General features: G+C 40.8%; 19 protein-coding genes, 1 pseudogene and 1 other annotated feature. Of the genes and pseudogenes, 18 read left to right on the top strand and 2 right to left on the bottom strand.

What is annotated here, in order from left to right; all coding sequences use genetic code 11:
- The 13 genes and pseudogenes from mreC (at position 1) to pheA (ending at position 10,364) form a co-directional block, all read left to right on the top strand.
- Positions 1 to 858 carry a rod shape-determining protein MreC gene (gene mreC, locus EEJ45_RS02635; protein WP_124563242.1) on the top strand — a complete coding sequence of 286 codons (858 nt, stop codon included), beginning with the start codon at positions 1 to 3 and terminating at the stop codon, positions 856 to 858.
- 13 nt (positions 859 to 871) lie between these two features.
- Positions 872 to 1,440, top strand: a pseudogene (mreD, locus tag EEJ45_RS02640) (rod shape-determining protein MreD).
- Positions 1,440 to 2,114, top strand: a complete 675-nt coding sequence (minC, locus tag EEJ45_RS02645; RefSeq protein WP_124563244.1) for a septum site-determining protein MinC — start codon at positions 1,440 to 1,442, stop codon at positions 2,112 to 2,114. Before mreD ends, minC begins: the two are co-directional and overlap by 1 nt.
- A 2-nt stretch (positions 2,115 to 2,116) precedes the next feature.
- Complete coding sequence (gene minD, locus EEJ45_RS02650; RefSeq protein WP_124563245.1) at positions 2,117 to 2,914, top strand: septum site-determining protein MinD; 798 nt, start codon at positions 2,117 to 2,119, stop codon at positions 2,912 to 2,914.
- Between the two features lie 198 nt (positions 2,915 to 3,112).
- The gene (locus tag EEJ45_RS02655) at positions 3,113 to 3,865 is read left to right on the top strand and encodes a M23 family metallopeptidase (RefSeq protein WP_124563246.1); all 753 of its coding nucleotides are present in this window, start codon (positions 3,113 to 3,115) and stop codon (positions 3,863 to 3,865) included.
- Positions 3,858 to 4,715 (top strand): M50 family metallopeptidase, encoded by an 858-nt coding sequence (locus EEJ45_RS02660; protein WP_124563247.1) that lies wholly within the window; start codon positions 3,858 to 3,860, stop codon positions 4,713 to 4,715. The genes EEJ45_RS02655 and EEJ45_RS02660 overlap by 8 nt, the downstream gene beginning before the upstream one ends.
- A 65-nt stretch (positions 4,716 to 4,780) precedes the next feature.
- Positions 4,781 to 6,169 (top strand): Rne/Rng family ribonuclease, encoded by a 1,389-nt coding sequence (locus tag EEJ45_RS02665; RefSeq protein ID WP_124563248.1) that lies wholly within the window; start codon positions 4,781 to 4,783, stop codon positions 6,167 to 6,169.
- 67 nt (positions 6,170 to 6,236) lie between these two features.
- Positions 6,237 to 6,310: a sequence feature (ribosomal protein L21 leader region), on the top strand.
- Positions 6,311 to 6,324: 14 nt separating this feature from the next.
- The gene (gene rplU / locus EEJ45_RS02670; RefSeq protein WP_124563249.1) at positions 6,325 to 6,633 is read left to right on the top strand and encodes a 50S ribosomal protein L21; all 309 of its coding nucleotides are present in this window, start codon (positions 6,325 to 6,327) and stop codon (positions 6,631 to 6,633) included.
- A gap of 7 nt (positions 6,634 to 6,640) precedes the next feature.
- On the top strand, positions 6,641 to 6,979 hold the full coding sequence (locus EEJ45_RS02675; protein ID WP_124563250.1) for a ribosomal-processing cysteine protease Prp: 339 nt from the start codon (positions 6,641 to 6,643) through the stop codon (positions 6,977 to 6,979).
- A gap of 3 nt (positions 6,980 to 6,982) precedes the next feature.
- Complete coding sequence (rpmA, locus tag EEJ45_RS02680; protein WP_124563251.1) at positions 6,983 to 7,273, top strand: 50S ribosomal protein L27; 291 nt, start codon at positions 6,983 to 6,985, stop codon at positions 7,271 to 7,273.
- 66 nt (positions 7,274 to 7,339) lie between these two features.
- Positions 7,340 to 7,873 carry a Spo0B C-terminal domain-containing protein gene (locus EEJ45_RS02685; protein WP_124563252.1) on the top strand — a complete coding sequence of 178 codons (534 nt, stop codon included), beginning with the start codon at positions 7,340 to 7,342 and terminating at the stop codon, positions 7,871 to 7,873.
- 4 nt (positions 7,874 to 7,877) lie between these two features.
- A complete protein-coding gene (gene obgE / locus EEJ45_RS02690; protein WP_124563253.1) occupies positions 7,878 to 9,161 on the top strand; it encodes a GTPase ObgE in 1,284 nt (427 codons plus the stop codon).
- A 351-nt stretch (positions 9,162 to 9,512) separates the two neighbouring features.
- Positions 9,513 to 10,364 carry a prephenate dehydratase gene (gene pheA, locus EEJ45_RS02695; protein ID WP_124563254.1) on the top strand — a complete coding sequence of 284 codons (852 nt, stop codon included), beginning with the start codon at positions 9,513 to 9,515 and terminating at the stop codon, positions 10,362 to 10,364.
- A gap of 37 nt (positions 10,365 to 10,401) precedes the next feature.
- On the opposite strand, the gene EEJ45_RS02700 is transcribed toward pheA, so the two are convergent.
- Together EEJ45_RS02700 and EEJ45_RS02705 are read right to left on the bottom strand one after the other, a co-directional pair.
- Positions 10,402 to 10,944, bottom strand: a complete 543-nt coding sequence (locus EEJ45_RS02700) for a transcription repressor NadR (protein ID WP_124563255.1) — start codon at positions 10,942 to 10,944, stop codon at positions 10,402 to 10,404.
- Complete coding sequence (locus tag EEJ45_RS02705; protein WP_124563256.1) at positions 10,941 to 12,086, bottom strand: IscS subfamily cysteine desulfurase; 1,146 nt, start codon at positions 12,084 to 12,086, stop codon at positions 10,941 to 10,943. Before EEJ45_RS02705 ends, EEJ45_RS02700 begins: the two co-directional genes overlap by 4 nt.
- A 322-nt stretch (positions 12,087 to 12,408) precedes the next feature.
- Between EEJ45_RS02705 and nadB the strand changes: the two genes are divergently transcribed.
- From nadB to EEJ45_RS02730, 5 genes are all read left to right on the top strand, one after another.
- Positions 12,409 to 13,896, top strand: a complete 1,488-nt coding sequence (nadB, locus tag EEJ45_RS02710) for an L-aspartate oxidase (RefSeq protein ID WP_124563257.1) — start codon at positions 12,409 to 12,411, stop codon at positions 13,894 to 13,896.
- A 15-nt stretch (positions 13,897 to 13,911) separates the two neighbouring features.
- Positions 13,912 to 14,745 carry a carboxylating nicotinate-nucleotide diphosphorylase gene (gene nadC, locus EEJ45_RS02715; RefSeq protein ID WP_124563258.1) on the top strand — a complete coding sequence of 278 codons (834 nt, stop codon included), beginning with the start codon at positions 13,912 to 13,914 and terminating at the stop codon, positions 14,743 to 14,745.
- A gap of 14 nt (positions 14,746 to 14,759) precedes the next feature.
- Positions 14,760 to 15,866, top strand: coding sequence for a quinolinate synthase NadA (gene nadA, locus EEJ45_RS02720; RefSeq protein ID WP_124563259.1), 1,107 nt, complete (start codon positions 14,760 to 14,762; stop codon positions 15,864 to 15,866).
- Between the two features lie 182 nt (positions 15,867 to 16,048).
- On the top strand, positions 16,049 to 17,797 hold the full coding sequence (gene safA, locus EEJ45_RS02725; protein WP_124563260.1) for a SafA/ExsA family spore coat assembly protein: 1,749 nt from the start codon (positions 16,049 to 16,051) through the stop codon (positions 17,795 to 17,797).
- Complete coding sequence (locus tag EEJ45_RS02730; RefSeq protein ID WP_164464183.1) at positions 17,784 to 18,755, top strand: phosphotransferase; 972 nt, start codon at positions 17,784 to 17,786, stop codon at positions 18,753 to 18,755. The genes safA and EEJ45_RS02730 overlap by 14 nt, the downstream gene beginning before the upstream one ends.
- Positions 18,756 to 18,775: the final 20 nt, after the last annotated feature.

Here is an 18,775-nt window from a genome sequence, read left to right on the forward strand (position 1 = left end):
GTGCCGCAGTTTTTCTTCAATAAACGTTTAATTGTATTACTGGTTAGTATTATTCTACTTGTAACGTTAATTGGGATTTCTTTAAAGGAACGCCAAAAACTCACTTGGCCGGAGCAGTTTATTAAAGATGCTGTTGGTGTCGTAGAACGAGTGTTGAATAAGCCCGCACAAGCTGTGGCGGGCTTATTTCAAGATATTGAAGACTTAAAGCGTACATATGAAGAAAATAAAGTACTAAAGGCAAAGCTGGATAAATATGCCGAACTTTCTTCAAGAGTAGGAGAGTTGACAAAGGAGAATGAAGAATTTCGTGCGATTCTAGGGAAAGCGCAATCTCTTCGTCAATTCGATCCGCTTCATGCGACAGTGATCGGACGAAATCCGGATAAGTGGTACGATTTGGTTTCTATTGATAAAGGTGCCCAACAAGGCGTAAAAAAAGATATGGCAGTGATTACTGATAAAGGTTTGATTGGAAAGGTAAAGAGTGTTTCGCAATTTACAGCTACCGTAGAGCTGCTTAGTTCATTGAATCGAACCAATCGTATTTCTGCGTTTGTGCAAGAGGATACAACTATTTTTGGTTTGATTGAAGGATATGACAAAAATAAACAAGCACTTATCTTCACCAAAATTCCATCAGATGCGGTTATTAAAAAAGATCAAATCGTGGTAACATCAGGACTTGGCGGCATTTTTCCAAATGGACTTGTAATTGGAACAGTAATAGATGCAAAACCCGATGAATATGGGTTAACCCAAACTGCGTATGTAAAGCCTGCGGCAAATCTCAATGATGTAAATAATGTCATTGTGGCGAGACGTACCATGCTTGCGGCGCAGGAAGAATTGCGATAAAGGGAGGAGTACGATGCAAAAGTTTATTCTTCCTCTCTTTTTGTTGCTGATTTTTATTTTAGAAAGTTTGTTTTCCTCAGTTATACCGACCGATTTATTTAAAAAAGATACAATCGCCGCGCCGCATTTTTTATTTGCAGTACTGGTGTTTATCACAATTTACTATAACTCCGGAAAAGGGATATATTTTGCGCTTATCTTCGGATTTCTATTTGATATGGTGTATACAGAATTGATTGGGATATATTTATTTGCGTACCCCATTTTAGTTTATATTGTTTTCAACGCAATGCGTATTTTGCAGATAAACGTATTCATTGTGTCAATTCTGGTATTGCTAGGTACAACAGCGCTTGAGTACTATGTGTACGGTTTCTTATCCCTTTTAGGAAGGGCCCATTTATCATTGGGACTGTTCACCATGCAGCGTTTATTGCCAACATTGTTATTGAATTTAATTTTCCTCATCCTTTTCTGCATTCCGCTACGAAAATATTTATTAAAACTTCTTGCGGTTACAGAAGAAAAATAAAGAGGATTTTTTGTCTTTATGTCGAATTGAATCGATGGGGTGAGTTTTAGTGAAGCAACAATACGTAACTATTAAAGGAACAAAAGACGGATTGACGTTGCATTTGGATGATGCTTGTTCATTTGAGGAATTGTTACAAGAAATCGATGAAAAACTTTCGACAAGTTACTACGATAGCGATGATCGTTCGCTTATTGAAGTTCAAGTTAGGGTGGGGAATCGTTATGTGACAACCAAGCAGGAGGAAATGCTTCGAACTCTCATCCGTAATAAAAAGAATTTAGTTGTAGATACCATTGAAAGCAATGTGATGACAAAAGAGCAGGCAATCCAATGGAAAAGTGAGACAGAGATTGTATCTGTAACAAAAATTATCCGCTCTGGTCAATGCTTGGAGGTAAAGGGAGACTTATTATTGATTGGAGATGTGAATCCCGGTGGTACTGTTATTGCTGGTGGGAACATTTTCATTATTGGAGCGCTCCGTGGTATTGCCCATGCCGGATCTCGTGGCAATGACGAAGCAATTATTGCAGCTTCGCTTATGAATCCGATGCAACTTAAAATTGGTGATATTGTGAATAGGGCGCCTGATGCAAAAGGGGATGGGCATACCATGGAATGTGCTTATATAAATCAAGACAAGCAAATTGTTGTGGACCGCATTCAACTTCTCACTCATCTCAGACCTAATTTAACAAGGCTAGAAAGGGGAATTGTATAGCTGTGGGAGAGGCAATTGTTATTACATCTGGAAAAGGCGGAGTCGGCAAAACAACTACCTCCGCAAATCTTGGGACAGCTCTGGCTTTATCTGAGAAAAAGGTCTGCTTAATAGACACAGACATCGGTCTGCGCAACCTGGACGTTGTCATGGGACTAGAGAACCGCATCGTATTCGATTTGGTGGATGTAGTGGAGGGACGCTGTCGCTTGCCGCAGGCACTGATTAAAGACAAGCGCTTTGAAGAACTATATTTATTACCTGCTGCGCAAACTAGAGATAAATCAGCGGTCACACCGGAACAAATGAAAGCAATTATTCAAGAATTACGACAAGACTTTGATTATATATTAATTGACTGTCCAGCGGGTATCGAGCAAGGATTTAAAAATGCTGTTGCGGGAGCTGATAAAGCAATTGTAGTGACAACGCCTGAAGTTTCTTCTATGCGTGATGCAGACCGCATTATTGGTTTATTGGAGCAAGAAGATATCGAACCGCCAAAGCTCATTATTAATCGCGTGCGTAGCCATATGTTAAAACAAGAAGAAACATTAAGTGTAGATGATATTGCAAGAACACTTTCTATTGAACTAATCGGTGTTGTAGAAGATGACGATGCGGTAATTAGAGCTACAAATACGGGAGAGCCTGTGGCTTTACATCCAAACGGTAAAGCTTCTTTAGCGTATCGCAATATTGCGAGAAGGCTTCTTGGCGAAGAGATTCCTTTACAAAACTTAGGAACAGAAAAAGGAAATGTACTTTCAAAAGTAAAAAAATTCTTTGGTTTCCGTTAAGCACTTCATCATTTGATGAAGTGCTTTTTGTATAACGAAATCCCTAAGCTTATGAAGAACATAGGCTTGCGCTTTTCTGGTCTATCTCCATAGGACAACTCATACATATTAGAGTACAAGTTGCGTGTTGGCATCGTGGTAAGCGTGTATGAGAGTACGGATAAGTATGCGTACAGACGAAAGAGAGGAGAAGGTGTCTTGAAAAAACGGCGTGTGGATGAAATTCGTAAGCGTATTGCCAAACGTAAGGCAGCGCAGCAAAAGCAGACATATGAAAAAGATGCAGATGTGTTCTTGCTACCAGATGAAGAGTATACAGCACCTGTTATTTTTGAAGAGGAAGAACGCACAGTACACCCGTTGTTCCGAAAAGAAGTATTCTTATTGAAAACACTTTGCGCTGCCTGTTTGGTTCTTCTTCTTGCGGTTGCTTTTAAAAAGCCCTCCGCTGCACTTGAGCCTGTGCGTTCCGCAGCGCAAACAGTTATGCAACAGGAGTTTCAGTTTGCGACCGTTACCAATTGGTATGAAAAGCAATTTGGTAAGCCATTAACACTGCTTCCATCTTCTCAAAAAGTAGATAAAGTCAAAAATACGTATGCAGTTCCGGCATCAGGAAAAGTATTGCAAAATTTTAAAACAAATGGGCAAGGTGTACTGTTTCAAACAAATGTAAATGCAACTGTGGATGCAGTGAATGAGGGAGTTGCTATTTTTGTAGGGACAAAGCAGGACTTAGGGAATACAGTTATCATTCAACATACGGATGGTACGGAATCCTGGTACGGTAATTTAGCGGAGGTTTCTGTAACCTTATACGGCTATGTCAAGAAAGAGCAAAAAATTGGCGTGGTGCAAAATAGTGCGGACGGTAAAAATGGACAATTTTATTTTGCGTTTAAAAAAGGTAATGTGTTTGTAGATCCAATTGAGGTGATTTCATTTGAATAGATACATGGATGTGTTCACAAAACTATCCATTCACCCTCTGTTCTGGGTGCTTATTGCTGTTGGAGTCATAACTGCACACTTTAGAGAAATCTTAATTCTGTTTAGCATCGTTTTTATTCATGAGCTAGGTCATGCGTTTGCAGCCGCTCATTACCGGTGGCGTATTAAACAAATTCAATTGTTGCCGTTTGGCGGTGTCGCAGAACTTGAAGAGCATGGAAATAAGTCGCTAAAAGAAGAGTTGGTAGTCATAGCTGCCGGTCCCATACAACACGTGTGGATGATGGGAGCGGCTTATGCTTTATATGAGATGGGGATGCTATCTTCTTATTTATATACAACCTTTTTTTGGAGCAATATCAGTTTGTTGGTATTTAATCTATTGCCAATTTGGCCGCTTGATGGAGGTAAGATTATGTTCAATGTTTTCTCCACCAAATGGCCGTTCCTTGAAGCGCACCGTCGCATGTTGTTGGCATCCAGTGCTTTCTTTTTTCTGATTGCGCTTGGTAGCTTAGTTCTCAATACACTGAACCTTACCATGTGGATAATGCTATGTTTTCTCGCTACTTCAATTTATCTCGAGTGGAAACAACGGAAATATGCGTTTATGCGTTTTTTACTGGATCGCTACTATGGAGGTAAGCGTGCCATTGAGAAGATCAATGTAATTACCGTCAATGAAACGATGCCCTTATATACGATTTTTGAACAGTTTCGTCGTGGCTATAAGCACTCAGTGGTAATCAAAGGGCGGCGGGAACAGTTTACACTTGATGAAAATGAATTATTATATGCGTATTTTACTGAAAAACGGATTACCTCTTCCATTGGAGAGTTAATTGGCTAGTGTTGACATCGGCACTAGCCTTTTTGTATCTTAAGTACACCGAGATAAAAGTGAGGCTATCAGATTTGAGAACATTATACGTAAATGCAGTAGGAACAGAGAAGCGTGTTGCTGTTGTAGAAAATAACCGTGTTGTAGAAGTATTTATGGAGCGGCCAGGAGAAGAAAATCCTGTCGGTAATATATACATAGGAAGAGTGACGAAAGTGCTGCCTGGAATGGATGCTGCTTTTGTTGATGTAGGATTAGACAAGCAGGGATATTTACACAAAAGCGCTATTCCTGGGGGAGAAGAAAAACAGATTCATGAGCTCGTTCATCAAGGACAAGCTGTAGTCATTCAAGTTGTAAAGGAGGCTATCGACACAAAAGGCCCGAAACTAACAGCTAAAATCGAAATATCAGGTGTATATACTGTGTATTTGCCGCATGAAAATATGTCTGCGGTGTCCCGCAATATTCAAGAACAAGAGCGCAAACTGGCGCTGCGAGAATTAGGTAATGGAATGAGCGGTGGTTTTATTTTTCGTTCCGCCTGTGAAAATGCGGATTTATCAATTATTGAGAAAGAGATGAAGCAACTGCAAGCGTTATACAAAGCCATATGTGCAACAAACGGATCTCCACCTATGTTATTGCATCAAGCTAAGTCTTTTTTAGACAGAATTCTTCATGAAATTCCGCTTCATACCATTTCTCATATCGTAACGGACCATATCGAGATGCAGCAATTGATTCAGACTAAAACAAAAAGCGATATAACAACTCTTTATCGCGGCAAGGAATCATTGTTTTCTGCTTATCATATTGAGAGTGAAATCGAAAAAGCATTAAAAAAGATTGTTTGGCTGGATAATGGTGCATATATACTCATTGAGCAAACCGAAACAATGACAGTCATTGATGTAAACACGGGAAAATTCATTGGAAAAGGCAGGCAAGAAGATACGAATTTACAGACAAATATATACGCAGCAAAAGAGATTGCAAGGCAACTTCGCCTGCGTGATATCGGCGGTATGATTGCTGTGGATTTTATTAATATGAAAGAGAAGCATCATCAAGAACAGGTAAAACAGGTACTTAGGGATGAACTTTTGAAAGATGGTGCAATTACAAAAGTATTCTCTTTTACAGCGCTTGGTATACTAGAGATGACGAGAAGAAGAAAGCGAAAATCGTTACGTGATTATTTGCTTGCAACTTGTGATTGTTGTAAAGAAGGGTTTGTCATGTCTGCGCAAACAGCTGCATATAAGCTAGAACGAGAGTTGTTACAATATCGTGGCAGCGATTATGAGGCAGCGTTAGTAGAGGCAAATACTCATATACAAGAAGTGTTTCAAACACTTCAGAGCGTACTAGATGTACATTTTACGACTCGTATGACACATGGTTTTACCATTCGTCATCTCGGGACAAAAGAAGAGGTTTTACGACTGAAAAACCAATAACCGTTATTGACATTGCGGTTTGTTCATGATAACATCTTTTTGTTATGGTTTATAGCACCTAATTGGCTATACGCTGCAACCGCACATAACAGGTTTTAAATGACATAGCTCTGCCTGTCTATGGCGTGTCTTATAAATTATGAGGAGGTGCAATTATGTACGCAATTATCGAAACTGGTGGTAAACAAATCAAGGTTGAAGCAGGTCAAGTAATCTATGTAGAAAAGCTTGATGCACAAGCTGGTGACACAGTTACTTTCGACAAAGTTCTTTTTGTAGGCGGCGAAGATGTTAAAGTTGGTAGCCCGCTTGTAGCAGGTGCAACTGTTACTGCGAAAGTTGAAAAACAAGGTCGCGCTAAAAAGATCATTGTTTTCAAATACAAAGCTAAAAAGAACAACCGTCGTAAGCAAGGTCATCGTCAGCCATACACAAAGCTTGTAGTTGAAGCAATCAACGCGTAAGGTTGAAATGATTAAAGTTACGATACATCGCACATCATTAGGCATTCAATCGTTTGAAATGACGGGACATGCCAACTTTGCAGAGCATGGTAAAGACTTGGTCTGTGCCGGCGTATCAGCAGTTGTGTTCGGTTCCATCAATTCGATTGAAGCACTTTGTCATGTGCAGGCGAACATCAACCTTGGAAAAAACGGTGGTTTTTTAACGTATAGATTGCCTGAATTGGATAATGAAACGTTTCAAAAAACGCAGTTGCTTCTTGAAGGTATGCTAGTTTCGCTACGAACAATCGAAATGGACTATGGTAAGTACATTCGCATAAAAGAAATCATGCAGGAGGTGTAAACTATGTTAAGATTAGATCTTCAGTTTTTCGCATCCAAAAAAGGTGTAGGTAGCACAAAGAACGGTCGTGACTCTATTGCGAAGCGTCTAGGCGCTAAGCGTGCAGATGGTCAATTCGTATCTGGTGGCTCTATCCTTTACCGTCAACGCGGTACGAAAATTTATCCTGGAGTAAACGTTGGCCGCGGTGGTGACGATACTCTATACGCGAAGGTTGACGGCGTTGTACGCTTTGAGCGTCTTGGTCGTGACCGTAAGCAAGTGAGTGTATATCCTGTTGCTCAAGAAGCATAATGAAACTCACGGAAAGCTCTAACCTGAGTGCAGGTTAGAGCTTTTCTATATTAAAGGGGTATTCAGATGAAAACACAATGGACGGTTGTTGACGCTTTGCGGCATTCACGTCATGATTGGCTGAATCGTCTGCAATTGATTAAAGCTCACCTTTCTCTTGGAAACGAAGCACGAGTACAAGAGCTCATTCATGAATTTGTAGGGGAAGCACAACAAGAGTCACGTCTTATGAATGTAAAAATGCCTCTATTCACAGAATTATTATTAACATATACATGGAGTCATCCACCTTGCAACTTAGAATATGAAGTGCTGGGTGATGTACATACACTAACGAAGTATGATGAAGTAATGTATACATGGACACTACATTTTTTTAGCATGCTTCATCAAGTAGTTGATGTGCATGCAGAGAATCACTTATGTATTACAATTGAGCAGGATGACCGGTTTGCTCGTTTCTTTTTTGATTTTCGTGGCAAACTAGAAAATATAGATGAAATAAAAAACTGGGTTATACACAGAAGTAATAATATTGTTTCTTCTCATATTGCACCAGAAGAGATATCAATTGAAATACAACTAACCAAAGAGGGGTGAAATAATGTTCGTAGATCAGGTCAAGGTATACGTCAAAGGCGGAGACGGCGGAAACGGAATGGTTGCCTTTCGTCGTGAAAAATATGTGCCAAACGGCGGTCCGGCAGGCGGAGATGGTGGAAAAGGTGCCAATGTTATTTTTGTAGTAGATGAAGGCTTGCGCACATTGATGGATTTCCGTTATCAACGTCATTTTAAAGCGCCGCGCGGAGAGCACGGTATGAGTAAAGGACAGCATGGTAAAAATGCGGAAGATATGATTGTTAAGGTTCCACCAGGAACGGTGGTAACTGATGCAGCTACTGGCCAAGTGATTGCTGATTTGGTAACACATGGTCAAGAAGCCATTATCGCACGTGGTGGTCGCGGTGGTCGTGGTAATAGCCGTTTTGTGTCACCATCAAATCCAGCCCCAGAGCTTGCTGAAAATGGAGAGCCAGGGCAAGAGCGCGATGTCATTCTAGAGTTAAAGGTGCTTGCCGATGTTGGCTTGGTAGGTTTCCCAAGTGTAGGTAAGTCTACTTTGCTATCAGTTGTTTCAGCTGCTCGTCCCAAAATCGCAGCATATCATTTTACAACAATTGTTCCTAATCTTGGTATGGTAGAAACAGAAGACGGTAGAGGCTTTGTTATGGCTGACTTACCAGGATTAATTGAAGGTGCGCATGAAGGTGTGGGGCTTGGCCATCAATTCCTTCGTCATATTGAGCGTACACGCGTAATTGTTCATGTGATTGATATGTCCGGTATGGAGGGACGTGACCCGTACGAAGATTACATTACTATTAATAATGAGTTAAAAGAATATAATCTCCGTTTAACAGAGCGCCCACAAATTGTGGTAGCGAACAAAATGGATATTCCAGAGGCAGAGGAGAATTTGGAAATTTTTAAGTCCAAAGTAGGACCAGATGTAAAAGTCTTTCCAATTTCTGCAGTTACCAGACAAGGCCTACGTGACCTGTTGTTTACAGTAGCTGATTTGTTAGAGACCACACCTGAATTCCCGCTTCATGAAGTGGAAGAAGGTTCTGCGCGCGTTATGTACAAATTTGAAAAAGATGAGCGTAACTTCTTTATTTCTCGTGAAAGTGATGGCTCCTTCGTTGTATCCGGCGGCGAGATTGAAAAGCTATTTAAGATGACAGATTTCAGCCGTGAGGAATCTGTACGTCGTTTTGCGCGTCAAATGCGCGGTATGGGTATCGATGAAGCACTTCGTGAACGCGGTGCGAAAGATGGCGATATTGTTAAAATTATGGAATATGAATTTGAATTTATTGATTAAGCTGCCAAATTTGGCAGCTTTTTTGTATGTTGTGCACAATAAAACCTTTGGTTGCTTAAATTTCCATTATAATAGAATAAGGAATAGAGAATATAACGATATTTTAACGTAATTCCGAAAGAAGTCTCCCACTTCAAGAGAATCTAAGTGGTGAGTAGGTTACGTTGTTCTCGGATATTGAGAGAGATCACCTGCAATATCATCCTTTTTATACGTATAGGAATAATAGGGAAAGAAATAAAGAGATGCGATTTGGTAAATGTTCGTTCTTTTTGTTTGAATATTCTAAAATATATAGCGAAAACGTATGTGACATGTTATAAATAAAAGATATATAAAAGAGGTGAGGATATGAGCAATAAAATTGGTTATTTAGGACCGGAGGCAACGTTTACGCATATGGCGGTAAATCATTTTTTTCCAAATGAAATACGTGTGCCTTATGCGACCATTCCTGACTGTATAGACGCGGCAGCGAACGGGGAGATTGATTATGCGGTTGTCCCGCTGGAGAATGCGATTGAAGGCTCGGTTAATATTACGATTGATTACTTAATTCATGAGCAACCATTGACGATTGTAGGCGAAATTACCGTGCCTGTTCGGCAACACCTACTCGTGCATCCTGACCGAGCAGAGACATGGAAGCAAGTACGTGCTGTATATTCTCATCCACATGCAATTGCGCAATGTCATAAGTTTCTCAACAGTGAACTAAAGGGTGTGCGTACAGAGGACATGACTTCAACAAGTGCAGCCGCAAAATTTGTGCATGAAAACCCAGAGCAGCATATTGCGGCAATTGCTAACGAGGCTGCGGCAGAGAAATACGGATTATCTGTTGTGAGACAAGATATCCACACGCATCAGAATAATCATACAAAGTTTATCGTATTGCATAAACAGCAGTCATATTTACCTGCAAAACACAAGCCTTATGGGGAAAAAACAACCTGGATGATAACGATGCCATCCGATTATGCCGGGGCTCTTTACCAGGTTCTAGCGGCTTTTGCATGGCGCAAGCTAAATCTTTCTAAAATTGAATCACGTCCTATGAAAACAGGACTCGGGAGATATTTTTTCTTAATTGATGTGGAGGGAAGTTATGCAGAAGTATTACAGAACGGCGCGAAGATGGAGCTAGAAGCATTGGGCTGCTCTGTTACTTTATTGGGAACGTATTCGTGCTTTCGATTTTAAAAAGGCGCAGCAATTGCTGCACCTTTTTTCGAGTGAATCAGGAAATCAAGAAACCGGCGAAAGCGAGTGCCTCGCAAGCAGCATCCAGCTTGTCCTCCGTATCTGCTTCAATTGTATGCAGATGAACGCCGCCTGTAAGCTGGGACAAGTAGGAGGCATTTGTTTCCGCGATTTTGTTTAAATACTGTCCAATTTCATAACGATTGCTTACCATAATTGGTGCTGTTATATCTCCATATACTGGATGCTCTACTTTTACATCTTTAATAGTAACACCGTGATCTACTAAAAGTGACAACTCTTCACTTACTTGCTCTGGCGTATGATTACAAGCAATTACACGTTCATATTTTGGTAGCTTAGAAATAGGTTTCAAATACACGTATCCTTGTGCTGTAGCCATAATTGGTTCATTTCGCGCTTTTAACAGGGAAATATCTTGGACAATTACTTGACGACTTACATTTGTCTTTTTTGACAGCTCACTTCCTGATAAAGGACGCGTTGCTTCCACTAGCCACTGTAAAATAAGCGATCTACGTTCCTCTCCTAAAATTTTCTTTTTATCTTGATCTGTCATTGCGAAACGACTCCTTTATACTCATCAATCATGGTTTGTAAAATATGCAGTGTGGTCTTTAATTCTTCTTTTGTTGTATGCTTTCCGAACGAAAATCGAATATATTGTTTTGCTTCTTCTGCTGTTCTTCCAACTGCAAGCAAGGTTTTAGAAGGTTCTTGTTTGCCAATTTGACAGGCACTGCCTACTGAAATTGCAATACCGTGCCGGTTGCACGCAAGCATCGTGTATTGTCCTTCAATACCTTGTATTCTTGCTGCTGCGATGTGAGGTAAGCTGGCGGATGGATGGCCTTCTATATGGATTGGGTGTGTAATATTTGTCAATCCTTGCAAGAAAAAGTCACGCAGTGTGTATAGTCTTGTAGTCTCTTTTGTTTGAGCCTCTATGACATCCTGAGCAGCTGTTAAAAAAGCTGCGATACCGGGAACATTCACTGTACCAGGGCGAAACCCTCCTTCATGAGAGGTACCTGTAAAAATAGGTTGCCAACGAACACGCGGATTGATATAACAAGCCCCTACTCCTTTTGGACCGTATAATTTATGGGCAGAAATAGATAAGCTGTCAATGCACATATCTTGTACATGAATTGGAATTTTTCCAAAGGTTTGCACACAGTCCGTATGAAATAGAATATCATGCTCACGTAACAAGTGACCAATTGCGCGGATATCCTGTATTGTCCCAATTTCAGAATTACCATGTTGAATGCTTGCTAAGATTGTGTCAGGACGAATTGCTTTCTGTAACTCTTGTATTAGTACGATTCCATGTTTATCAACAGGCACGTATGTGACGGTGAATCCTTTTTTCGTAAGCTCGTGAAAATAATTGCGAATGGATGCATGCTCAATAGGAGTAGTGATGATATGCTTACCCTTATGCTGATGTGCAATAATCAACGAATGTAGCGCAAGGTAATTTGCTTCTGAACCGCCGCTTGTAAAGTAGACGCCTTGTTCTTTACCACCAAATAGGTTTGCTAACGTTTGTCTGCAAACGTTGAGTAAAACAGAAGCATTGGAACCGATATCATGCAAACTTTGCTCATTTCCAAAATACTGCTTGGATGCATGTAAGAAGGTCTGCAAAGCTGCATCGCTCATCGGTGTTGTGGCTGCATAATCTAAATAAATCATAGCATATTCCCCTTGATATATTAAAGTTTGACAAAAGAACAGTATAAATAAAAGGCTCGTGCCTTGGACAACAATGTAGCATGATATGACAGATGGTTACATGTATACTTGTTTTTCTTTTTTATCTGCAGGACACCTATATTATATCTATATAGTGTATCATAACTCGTTTGTTTCTTAGTATATACACTTACACTTTTTTCCTGATCGGTAGATTCATAAAAAAATGTCTTGTCATCAGTTTAAATATATGTAAATATAGGTGTCAAGACATTTAAAATGTGCAGGCAATGTTAAATTATGATTAATAGGGGGCACTTATATGCCTAACGCAGATGTTGTCATTGTAGGAAGCGGACTTGCGGCTCTTTGTACCGCAGAAAAACTTTGTCAGCAAAAGAATGTGATAATTATCACAAAAAGAAGCATAAAGGATAATAATTCATATATGGCGCAGGGGGGGATTGCAGCAGCGATTGCACTAGACGATCATTGGTGCTATCACTATCAAGATACAATGGAAGCCGGCTGTTATCATAATAATCCTGAAGCTGTTTCTTATCTCGTGCAGCAAGGTTCAAGTGAGATTCGGAAGTTGCTTCGAGAAGGTATGCTATTTGATCAGGATGAAAGCGGTTTAAGCTTAGGTCGTGAAGGTGCGCACGGGAAAAGGCGTATTTTGCATGCAGGCGGTGATGCGACGGGGAAATATCTACTAGAGCATATGCTGGAGAAAGTTAAAAAACATGTCACTATTATTGAGCACGAAATGGTATTGGATTTAATCATAGAAGAGGGGATATGTAAAGGAATTATCACAAGAGACAATCAGCAGGTCACTTATTATTATGCACCTCATACTGTTTTGGCAACGGGAGGAATAGGTGCATTGTATGCATTCAGTTCTAATCAAAACACCATTACAGGAGACGGTATTGCCATGGCTTATCGGGCCGGCGCAAAGTTGGCGGACTTAGAGTTTGTTCAGTTCCATCCAACCATGCTGTATGTAGACGGAGCTTGTAAAGGATTAATTTCCGAAGCTGTTCGGGGTGAAGGAGCGGTGCTACGTAATAGTAAAGGAGAGCAATTCATGAAACGCTATGCACAAGGTGACTTGTCTCCGCGAGATGTTGTATCAAGAGCTATACACGAACAGATGCTACAAGGTGAAAAGGTATATCTGGACATTACACCGGTTGCTGGATTTGTAGAGCGGTTTCCAAGTATTTCTGCACTTTGTGACGAGTATGGTGTGTGTATTGCTCACGGAAAAATTCCTGTTGTACCAGGTGCCCATTTTCATATGGGGGGGATAGCTACCAATTTGGATGGAGAAACAAGTGTTCCAGGCTTATATGCTGTAGGTGAGGTTGCTTGTAATGGGGTTCATGGGGCAAATCGTTTAGCTAGCAACTCCTTGCTTGAAGGTCTTGTATTTGGAGGACGTCTAGGTAAATATCTTCTGCAAAAACAAGAAGAACCATTTTCTTTACCTATTCATAAAGAGGTCTTGTATTGTAATACCCTTTTTCCAAAGCAAGAAGAACTTCAACATATGATGATGACTTATGCAGGTATCGTCCGAACAGAAGAAGGGTTACAGCATGCGCAGCGATGGTTGAACCAATATACAGCTCATACAGAGAATGCTATAGAGCCTACAAACGAGCAAATGAAAATGAAAAATATGTTACTAGTGGCATGGCTCATTGTTACCGCAGCTTTAAACAGAAGAAACAGTATTGGCGGTCATTTCAGAAAGGATTTTCCTCATCGAGAGGCGTCTGAGCTTCATGTCACAATCTAAAAGGAGCGTACAGATATGAATACGATTAAGCTAAAACAAGCATTAGAGCAGTTTTTTGTAGAAGATATTGGAGAGAGAGATGTCACAACAGATCTTATCTTTCCCGAAGAGTTGCAAGCAAAGGGAACCTTTTTGATAAAAGACGAAGGCATACTAGCTGGCGTGGAGATTATTGCTACGGGATTAAAATTGTTAAGTGATGATGTTGTTGTGGAGTTACATAAACAAGACCGGGAAAGAGTAGAGTATGGTGATGTTATTGCTGTTGTACATGGACCAATTCGAACATTATTGACAGGAGAACGTGTAATTTTAAACCTGCTGCAACGAATGAGTGGTATTGCTACGATTACACAAAAGGCAGTTCAAGCTTTAGATAGCAAACACACTCGTATTTGCGATACACGTAAAACGTTGCCGGGATTACGAATATTTGACAAGTATGCAGTCACGTGTGGAGGAGGCTTTAATCATCGCTTTGGTTTATATGATGGTGTGATGATTAAAGACAATCATATTGCATTTGCCGGTTCCATTACAAAAGCAGTGGAAGTTGTAAAGAAAGAGCTAGGTCACATGGTAAAGGTAGAGGTGGAAACGGAAACGAAGGAGCAGGTGCTTGAAGCGGTTCAAGCAGGTGCGGATATTATTATGTTTGACAATCGTACACCGGAAGAAGTACGTACGCTGTGTGAGCTTGTTCCGTCAAATATCATAACTGAGGCGTCAGGCGGTATTACACTGCAAAACCTAAAGGATTACGGTAGTACGGGTGTGGATTATATTTCTCTAGGCATGCTAACACATTCTGTAAAAGCGCTAGATATTAGTTTTAATATTGAGGTATAAAAGGGGATATGACTATGAACATTTTAGAGTTGGCTCAGGGTGTGCAAGTCACATTGCCACAAAGGTATAGCCAAATGACGAGAGAAGAAATGGAAGCGCGCGTTTCAGAGATTAAAGAACATTTCGGTGAAACATTATTTATCCCAGGACACCATTATCAAAAAGATGAAGTGGTTATTTTTTCAGATGCGACAGGCGACTCCTTACAATTAGCACAAGTTGCTGCGCAAAATAAAAAAGCCAAATATATCGTATTTTGCGGTGTTCATTTTATGGCAGAAACAGCAGATATTTTAACAACAGATGAACAGGTTGTCATATTACCTGATATGCGTGCAGGTTGTTCTATGGCTGATATGGCTGATATTGAGCAAACAGAAAGAGCTTGGCTGAAATTGCAGCAACTGTTTGGCGATACGATGCTTCCATTAACATACGTAAACTCAACAGCTGCTATTAAAGCATTTTGTGGCCGCAACGGGGGCGCGACAGTTACATCATCTAATGCCAAAGCAATGGTTGAATGGGCTTTTACACAAAAGGAACGCATTTTCTTTTTACCAGATCAACATCTAGGACGTAATACTGCGTATGATTTAGGGATACCACTTGCGCATATGGCGGTGTGGGATCCGCAAACAGATACGCTAGAGTATGAAGGAAACCTTGCAGATATTAAGGTAATTCTGTGGAAGGGGCATTGCTCAGTTCATCAAAATTTCACAGTGCATAATATTGAAAATATACGTAAACAGCATCCTGATATGCGCATCATTGTTCATCCAGAATGTTGCCGAGAAGTTGTAGCAGCCTCAGATGATGCAGGTTCAACGAAATATATTATTGAAACCATTGAAAAGGCACCGGCGGGTAGCAAGTGGGCAATAGGAACTGAAATGAACTTAGTCAAACGCATGATTGCGCAGCATCCTGATAAGCATATTGTATCTCTAAACCCATACATGTGTCCGTGTTTAACGATGAACAGAATTGATTTACCGCATTTGTTATGGGCATTAGAGTCTTTAGAAAAAGGTGAGGAAGTCAATATTATTAAGGTAGATCAGACAATTGCAGCAGAAGCAACATTGGCACTTAATCGTATGTTGGCCCGCGCATAATCATCTCTTAAAGGTAGCGAAATGTTTGCTACCTTTTTTATTTCGTTCATTTCATGCTTTTTCGTCCTTTCTCATTTCACATGTACATAAATGTATTTCTCCGCGCATACATTGTGATGAAGTAGCAACTTGCCTGAACATACCGTTTCTATCATAGAGAAGTCGTACAGGAGGGGGAAAATGTGAAAATTCACATCGTACAAAAAGGAGATACCCTGTGGAAGATTGCGAAAAAATATGGGGTAGACTCAGAAACGTTAAAGCAAGCTAATGCACAACTGAGTAATCCGGACTTAATTATGCCTGGCATGAAGATTAAAGTACCATCGACTAGTGCCAAATACGCCGGAGGAGGATCAGCACCTCCAAAAGAGTATGTGAAGCAGACAATACCAGCTCAATCACAAAATTTAACAATTTTGGACGAAGATGAACAGCAGGCCCAAACTGGCCCAGCTTCTGAACAACCAGCTATGCAAATGCCAATGAGTAAGCAAAAGGAAACACAGTTACAGACAGTGCAAAAAGAAACGCAGATAACAACTCCGCAAAAAGAAAAGCCGGTGACACCAACTGTACAAAAACCAGAAGCGCCGATTGCTGCGAAGCCAGCACAAAAGCCAGAGGCACCAATTGCTGCTAAACCAGCACAAAAGCCGGAATCTCCTCTTAAAGATGTAACGAAGTTTTCCGTCAACATTTTACCGCAACCACCGCAGCCACCATCTAAGACCTTTAATATGGCAAACGAGTTTAAAGTACCGGCAACTAAAACAGAGCCTATCGCAACAAAGCCGGCAAACAAAGACAATACGATAGCACCTGCTGCACAAAAGGATAACGTTGTGGCACCAGCCTTTGAAGCAAAAAAAGATGCTGTGCAAGCTGCAAAAGATAACCAAAATACAGCACCAGCAGCAAACAAAGCAATGCCAATGATGGAGGCACCGAGCTTTACAGCACCAGCAGCAAACAAAGCAACGCCGCTGATGGAGGTACCGAGCTTTACAGCACCGGCAGCAAACAAAGCAATGCCAATGATGGAGGCACCGAGCTTTACAGCACCGGCAGCAAACAAAGCAATGCCAATGATGGAGACACCGAGCTTTACAGCACCAGCAGCAAACAAAGCAATGCCAATTATGAATGCGCCAAACTTTACTGCGCCTGTTACAGATAAAACGATGCCGGTTATGAACGAACCGGTAGCACCACCGGCTCCAGAAGCAATCCCCGGTGTAATGGGGCAAATGGATGTGCAACAACCGTATTCGTCTTATAATAATATGCCGCCTGTTGATCCTGGTATGTATATGAATCCAGGTTATCCGCAATATGGTTCGCCGATGATGCCATACGATATGAATCCATACCCAATGCCATACGATATGTCGCCAATGCCTTACGCGCCGCAGTATCCGCCACAAGGTATGATGCCGTATATGCCGCCTACACCATACCCGCCGCCATATGCACCGCAGGGGATGATGCCATATATGCCGCCAATGCCTTATGCGCCGCAGTATCCACCGCAAGGTATGATGCCATACATGCCACCTGCGCCGCAATATCCGATGCCATATCCGGAATATGTGCAAGGTGTGATGCAAGAGTCATCTTCCTTAATGCAACCAAATCATCATGCGCCTTATGAGTCATCATCATTGTATATGCCAAACGCTGCACCTGGAATGGATAACTATCCACCACAGGCACAAGGGGATTGCGGATGCGACGATCAGCAATCAAGTTATCCGTATGCACCTCCACCAATGTCAGGTGGACCATATTATCCATTCAACCCGCAACAGGCACCGTATTATCAGTCTATGCCATATGTACCGTACGCACCGCAACCGATGGCGCCGTATTATCGCCCGGATCAAGCTGCAATGTTTGGTGTGCCAAGCGCGGACGATGATACAGAATGAACAAGAAAAAGGCGATGCGTTTACCGCGCGCCTTTTTTCATTCTTACGCACATATATGCCGGTTTACCGTATTGTGCAGCTTAAGGCGTTTGTATATATGGTGTATACAGAAGAACATATATATATTGTAAAGGGTTACAAAGATATATATAAAGTCCACCAACAGTCTTTGTTGTTAAGCGAGCTACAACAGGTCGGCTTTTCTCAAACAACATGTATACGGCCCTTTGTGTCTAATGTATTATATATACCTTTCTCAGGTGTATATTGGTTAGTGATGGATTATATTGGTCATACAGAATTATTTACGCTTTCACAAAAAGACAATCGGTTTGCGGGACTTCGAGTGTTAACGAAATATCATCAATATGCAAAGTTGTTGCCGCAGCATATACGTTCTATGGTACCTAAGCTGGATTGGCTTGCGAAATGGGAGAAGCGTTTGCGAACGTTTTTTCATTCTCGAGATGAAATTTCAGGATATGTAGGGTCGGAAGTTGTAAATGATATCTTAGGTTGGGCATATACTGCGCTACGAGAATTATGTATGGAAGATATACGTCGTTTATCATCATGCGTTCTCCACGGTGATGTAGTACCGCATAATTTTATTAAAGCAGACCAGGTTTACCTAATTGATTTTGATTGTGTAAGCTACGGACCCTGTATATATGATTATATTAAGTATTTTCATGCCTTGATGCCTAATTTGAGCTGGGATTATGAAGCGATTTGTGAAGAATACAAAGAGTATACTTTTATGAATATAAAAGTATTTTTACTGGGCTTGATATTTCCAGAAGACCTGTTACGAGAGTGGCAGTACTTCATATTATTGCCTGAAGAAACGAAAACATTATTTGAAGAAAAAATCATTACGTTCACCATAGAGCATTATGAAAAGCGTACATCATGTTTAAGACAGTTGTTACAACGTGCAAATCAAGTTAAATACTGACAGATTAAAACCCCTTCTAA

Origin of the sequence: Ectobacillus antri (assembly GCF_003852715.1) — a bacterium.
In the GTDB taxonomy this organism is placed as follows: Bacteria; Bacillota; Bacilli; order Bacillales; family Bacillaceae_G; genus Ectobacillus; species Ectobacillus antri.

Bases quoted from the DNA above. Each gene is read 5' to 3' on its own strand.
- rplU (WP_124563249.1), top strand. From the start codon at position 6,325: ATGTACGCAATTATCGAAACTGGTGGTAAACAAATCAAGGTTGAAGCA.
- EEJ45_RS02675 (WP_124563250.1), top strand. From the start codon at position 6,641: ATGATTAAAGTTACGATACATCGCACATCATTAGGCATTCAATCGTTT.
- rpmA (WP_124563251.1), top strand. From the start codon at position 6,983: ATGTTAAGATTAGATCTTCAGTTTTTCGCATCCAAAAAAGGTGTAGGT.
- EEJ45_RS02685 (WP_124563252.1), top strand. From the start codon at position 7,340: ATGAAAACACAATGGACGGTTGTTGACGCTTTGCGGCATTCACGTCAT.
- obgE (WP_124563253.1), top strand. From the start codon at position 7,878: ATGTTCGTAGATCAGGTCAAGGTATACGTCAAAGGCGGAGACGGCGGA.
- pheA (WP_124563254.1), top strand. From the start codon at position 9,513: ATGAGCAATAAAATTGGTTATTTAGGACCGGAGGCAACGTTTACGCAT.
- EEJ45_RS02700 (WP_124563255.1), bottom strand. From the start codon at position 10,944: ATGACAGATCAAGATAAAAAGAAAATTTTAGGAGAGGAACGTAGATCG.
- EEJ45_RS02705 (WP_124563256.1), bottom strand. From the start codon at position 12,086: ATGATTTATTTAGATTATGCAGCCACAACACCGATGAGCGATGCAGCT.
- nadB (WP_124563257.1), top strand. From the start codon at position 12,409: ATGCCTAACGCAGATGTTGTCATTGTAGGAAGCGGACTTGCGGCTCTT.
- nadC (WP_124563258.1), top strand. From the start codon at position 13,912: ATGAATACGATTAAGCTAAAACAAGCATTAGAGCAGTTTTTTGTAGAA.
- nadA (WP_124563259.1), top strand. From the start codon at position 14,760: ATGAACATTTTAGAGTTGGCTCAGGGTGTGCAAGTCACATTGCCACAA.
- EEJ45_RS02730 (WP_164464183.1), top strand. From the start codon at position 17,784: ATGATACAGAATGAACAAGAAAAAGGCGATGCGTTTACCGCGCGCCTT.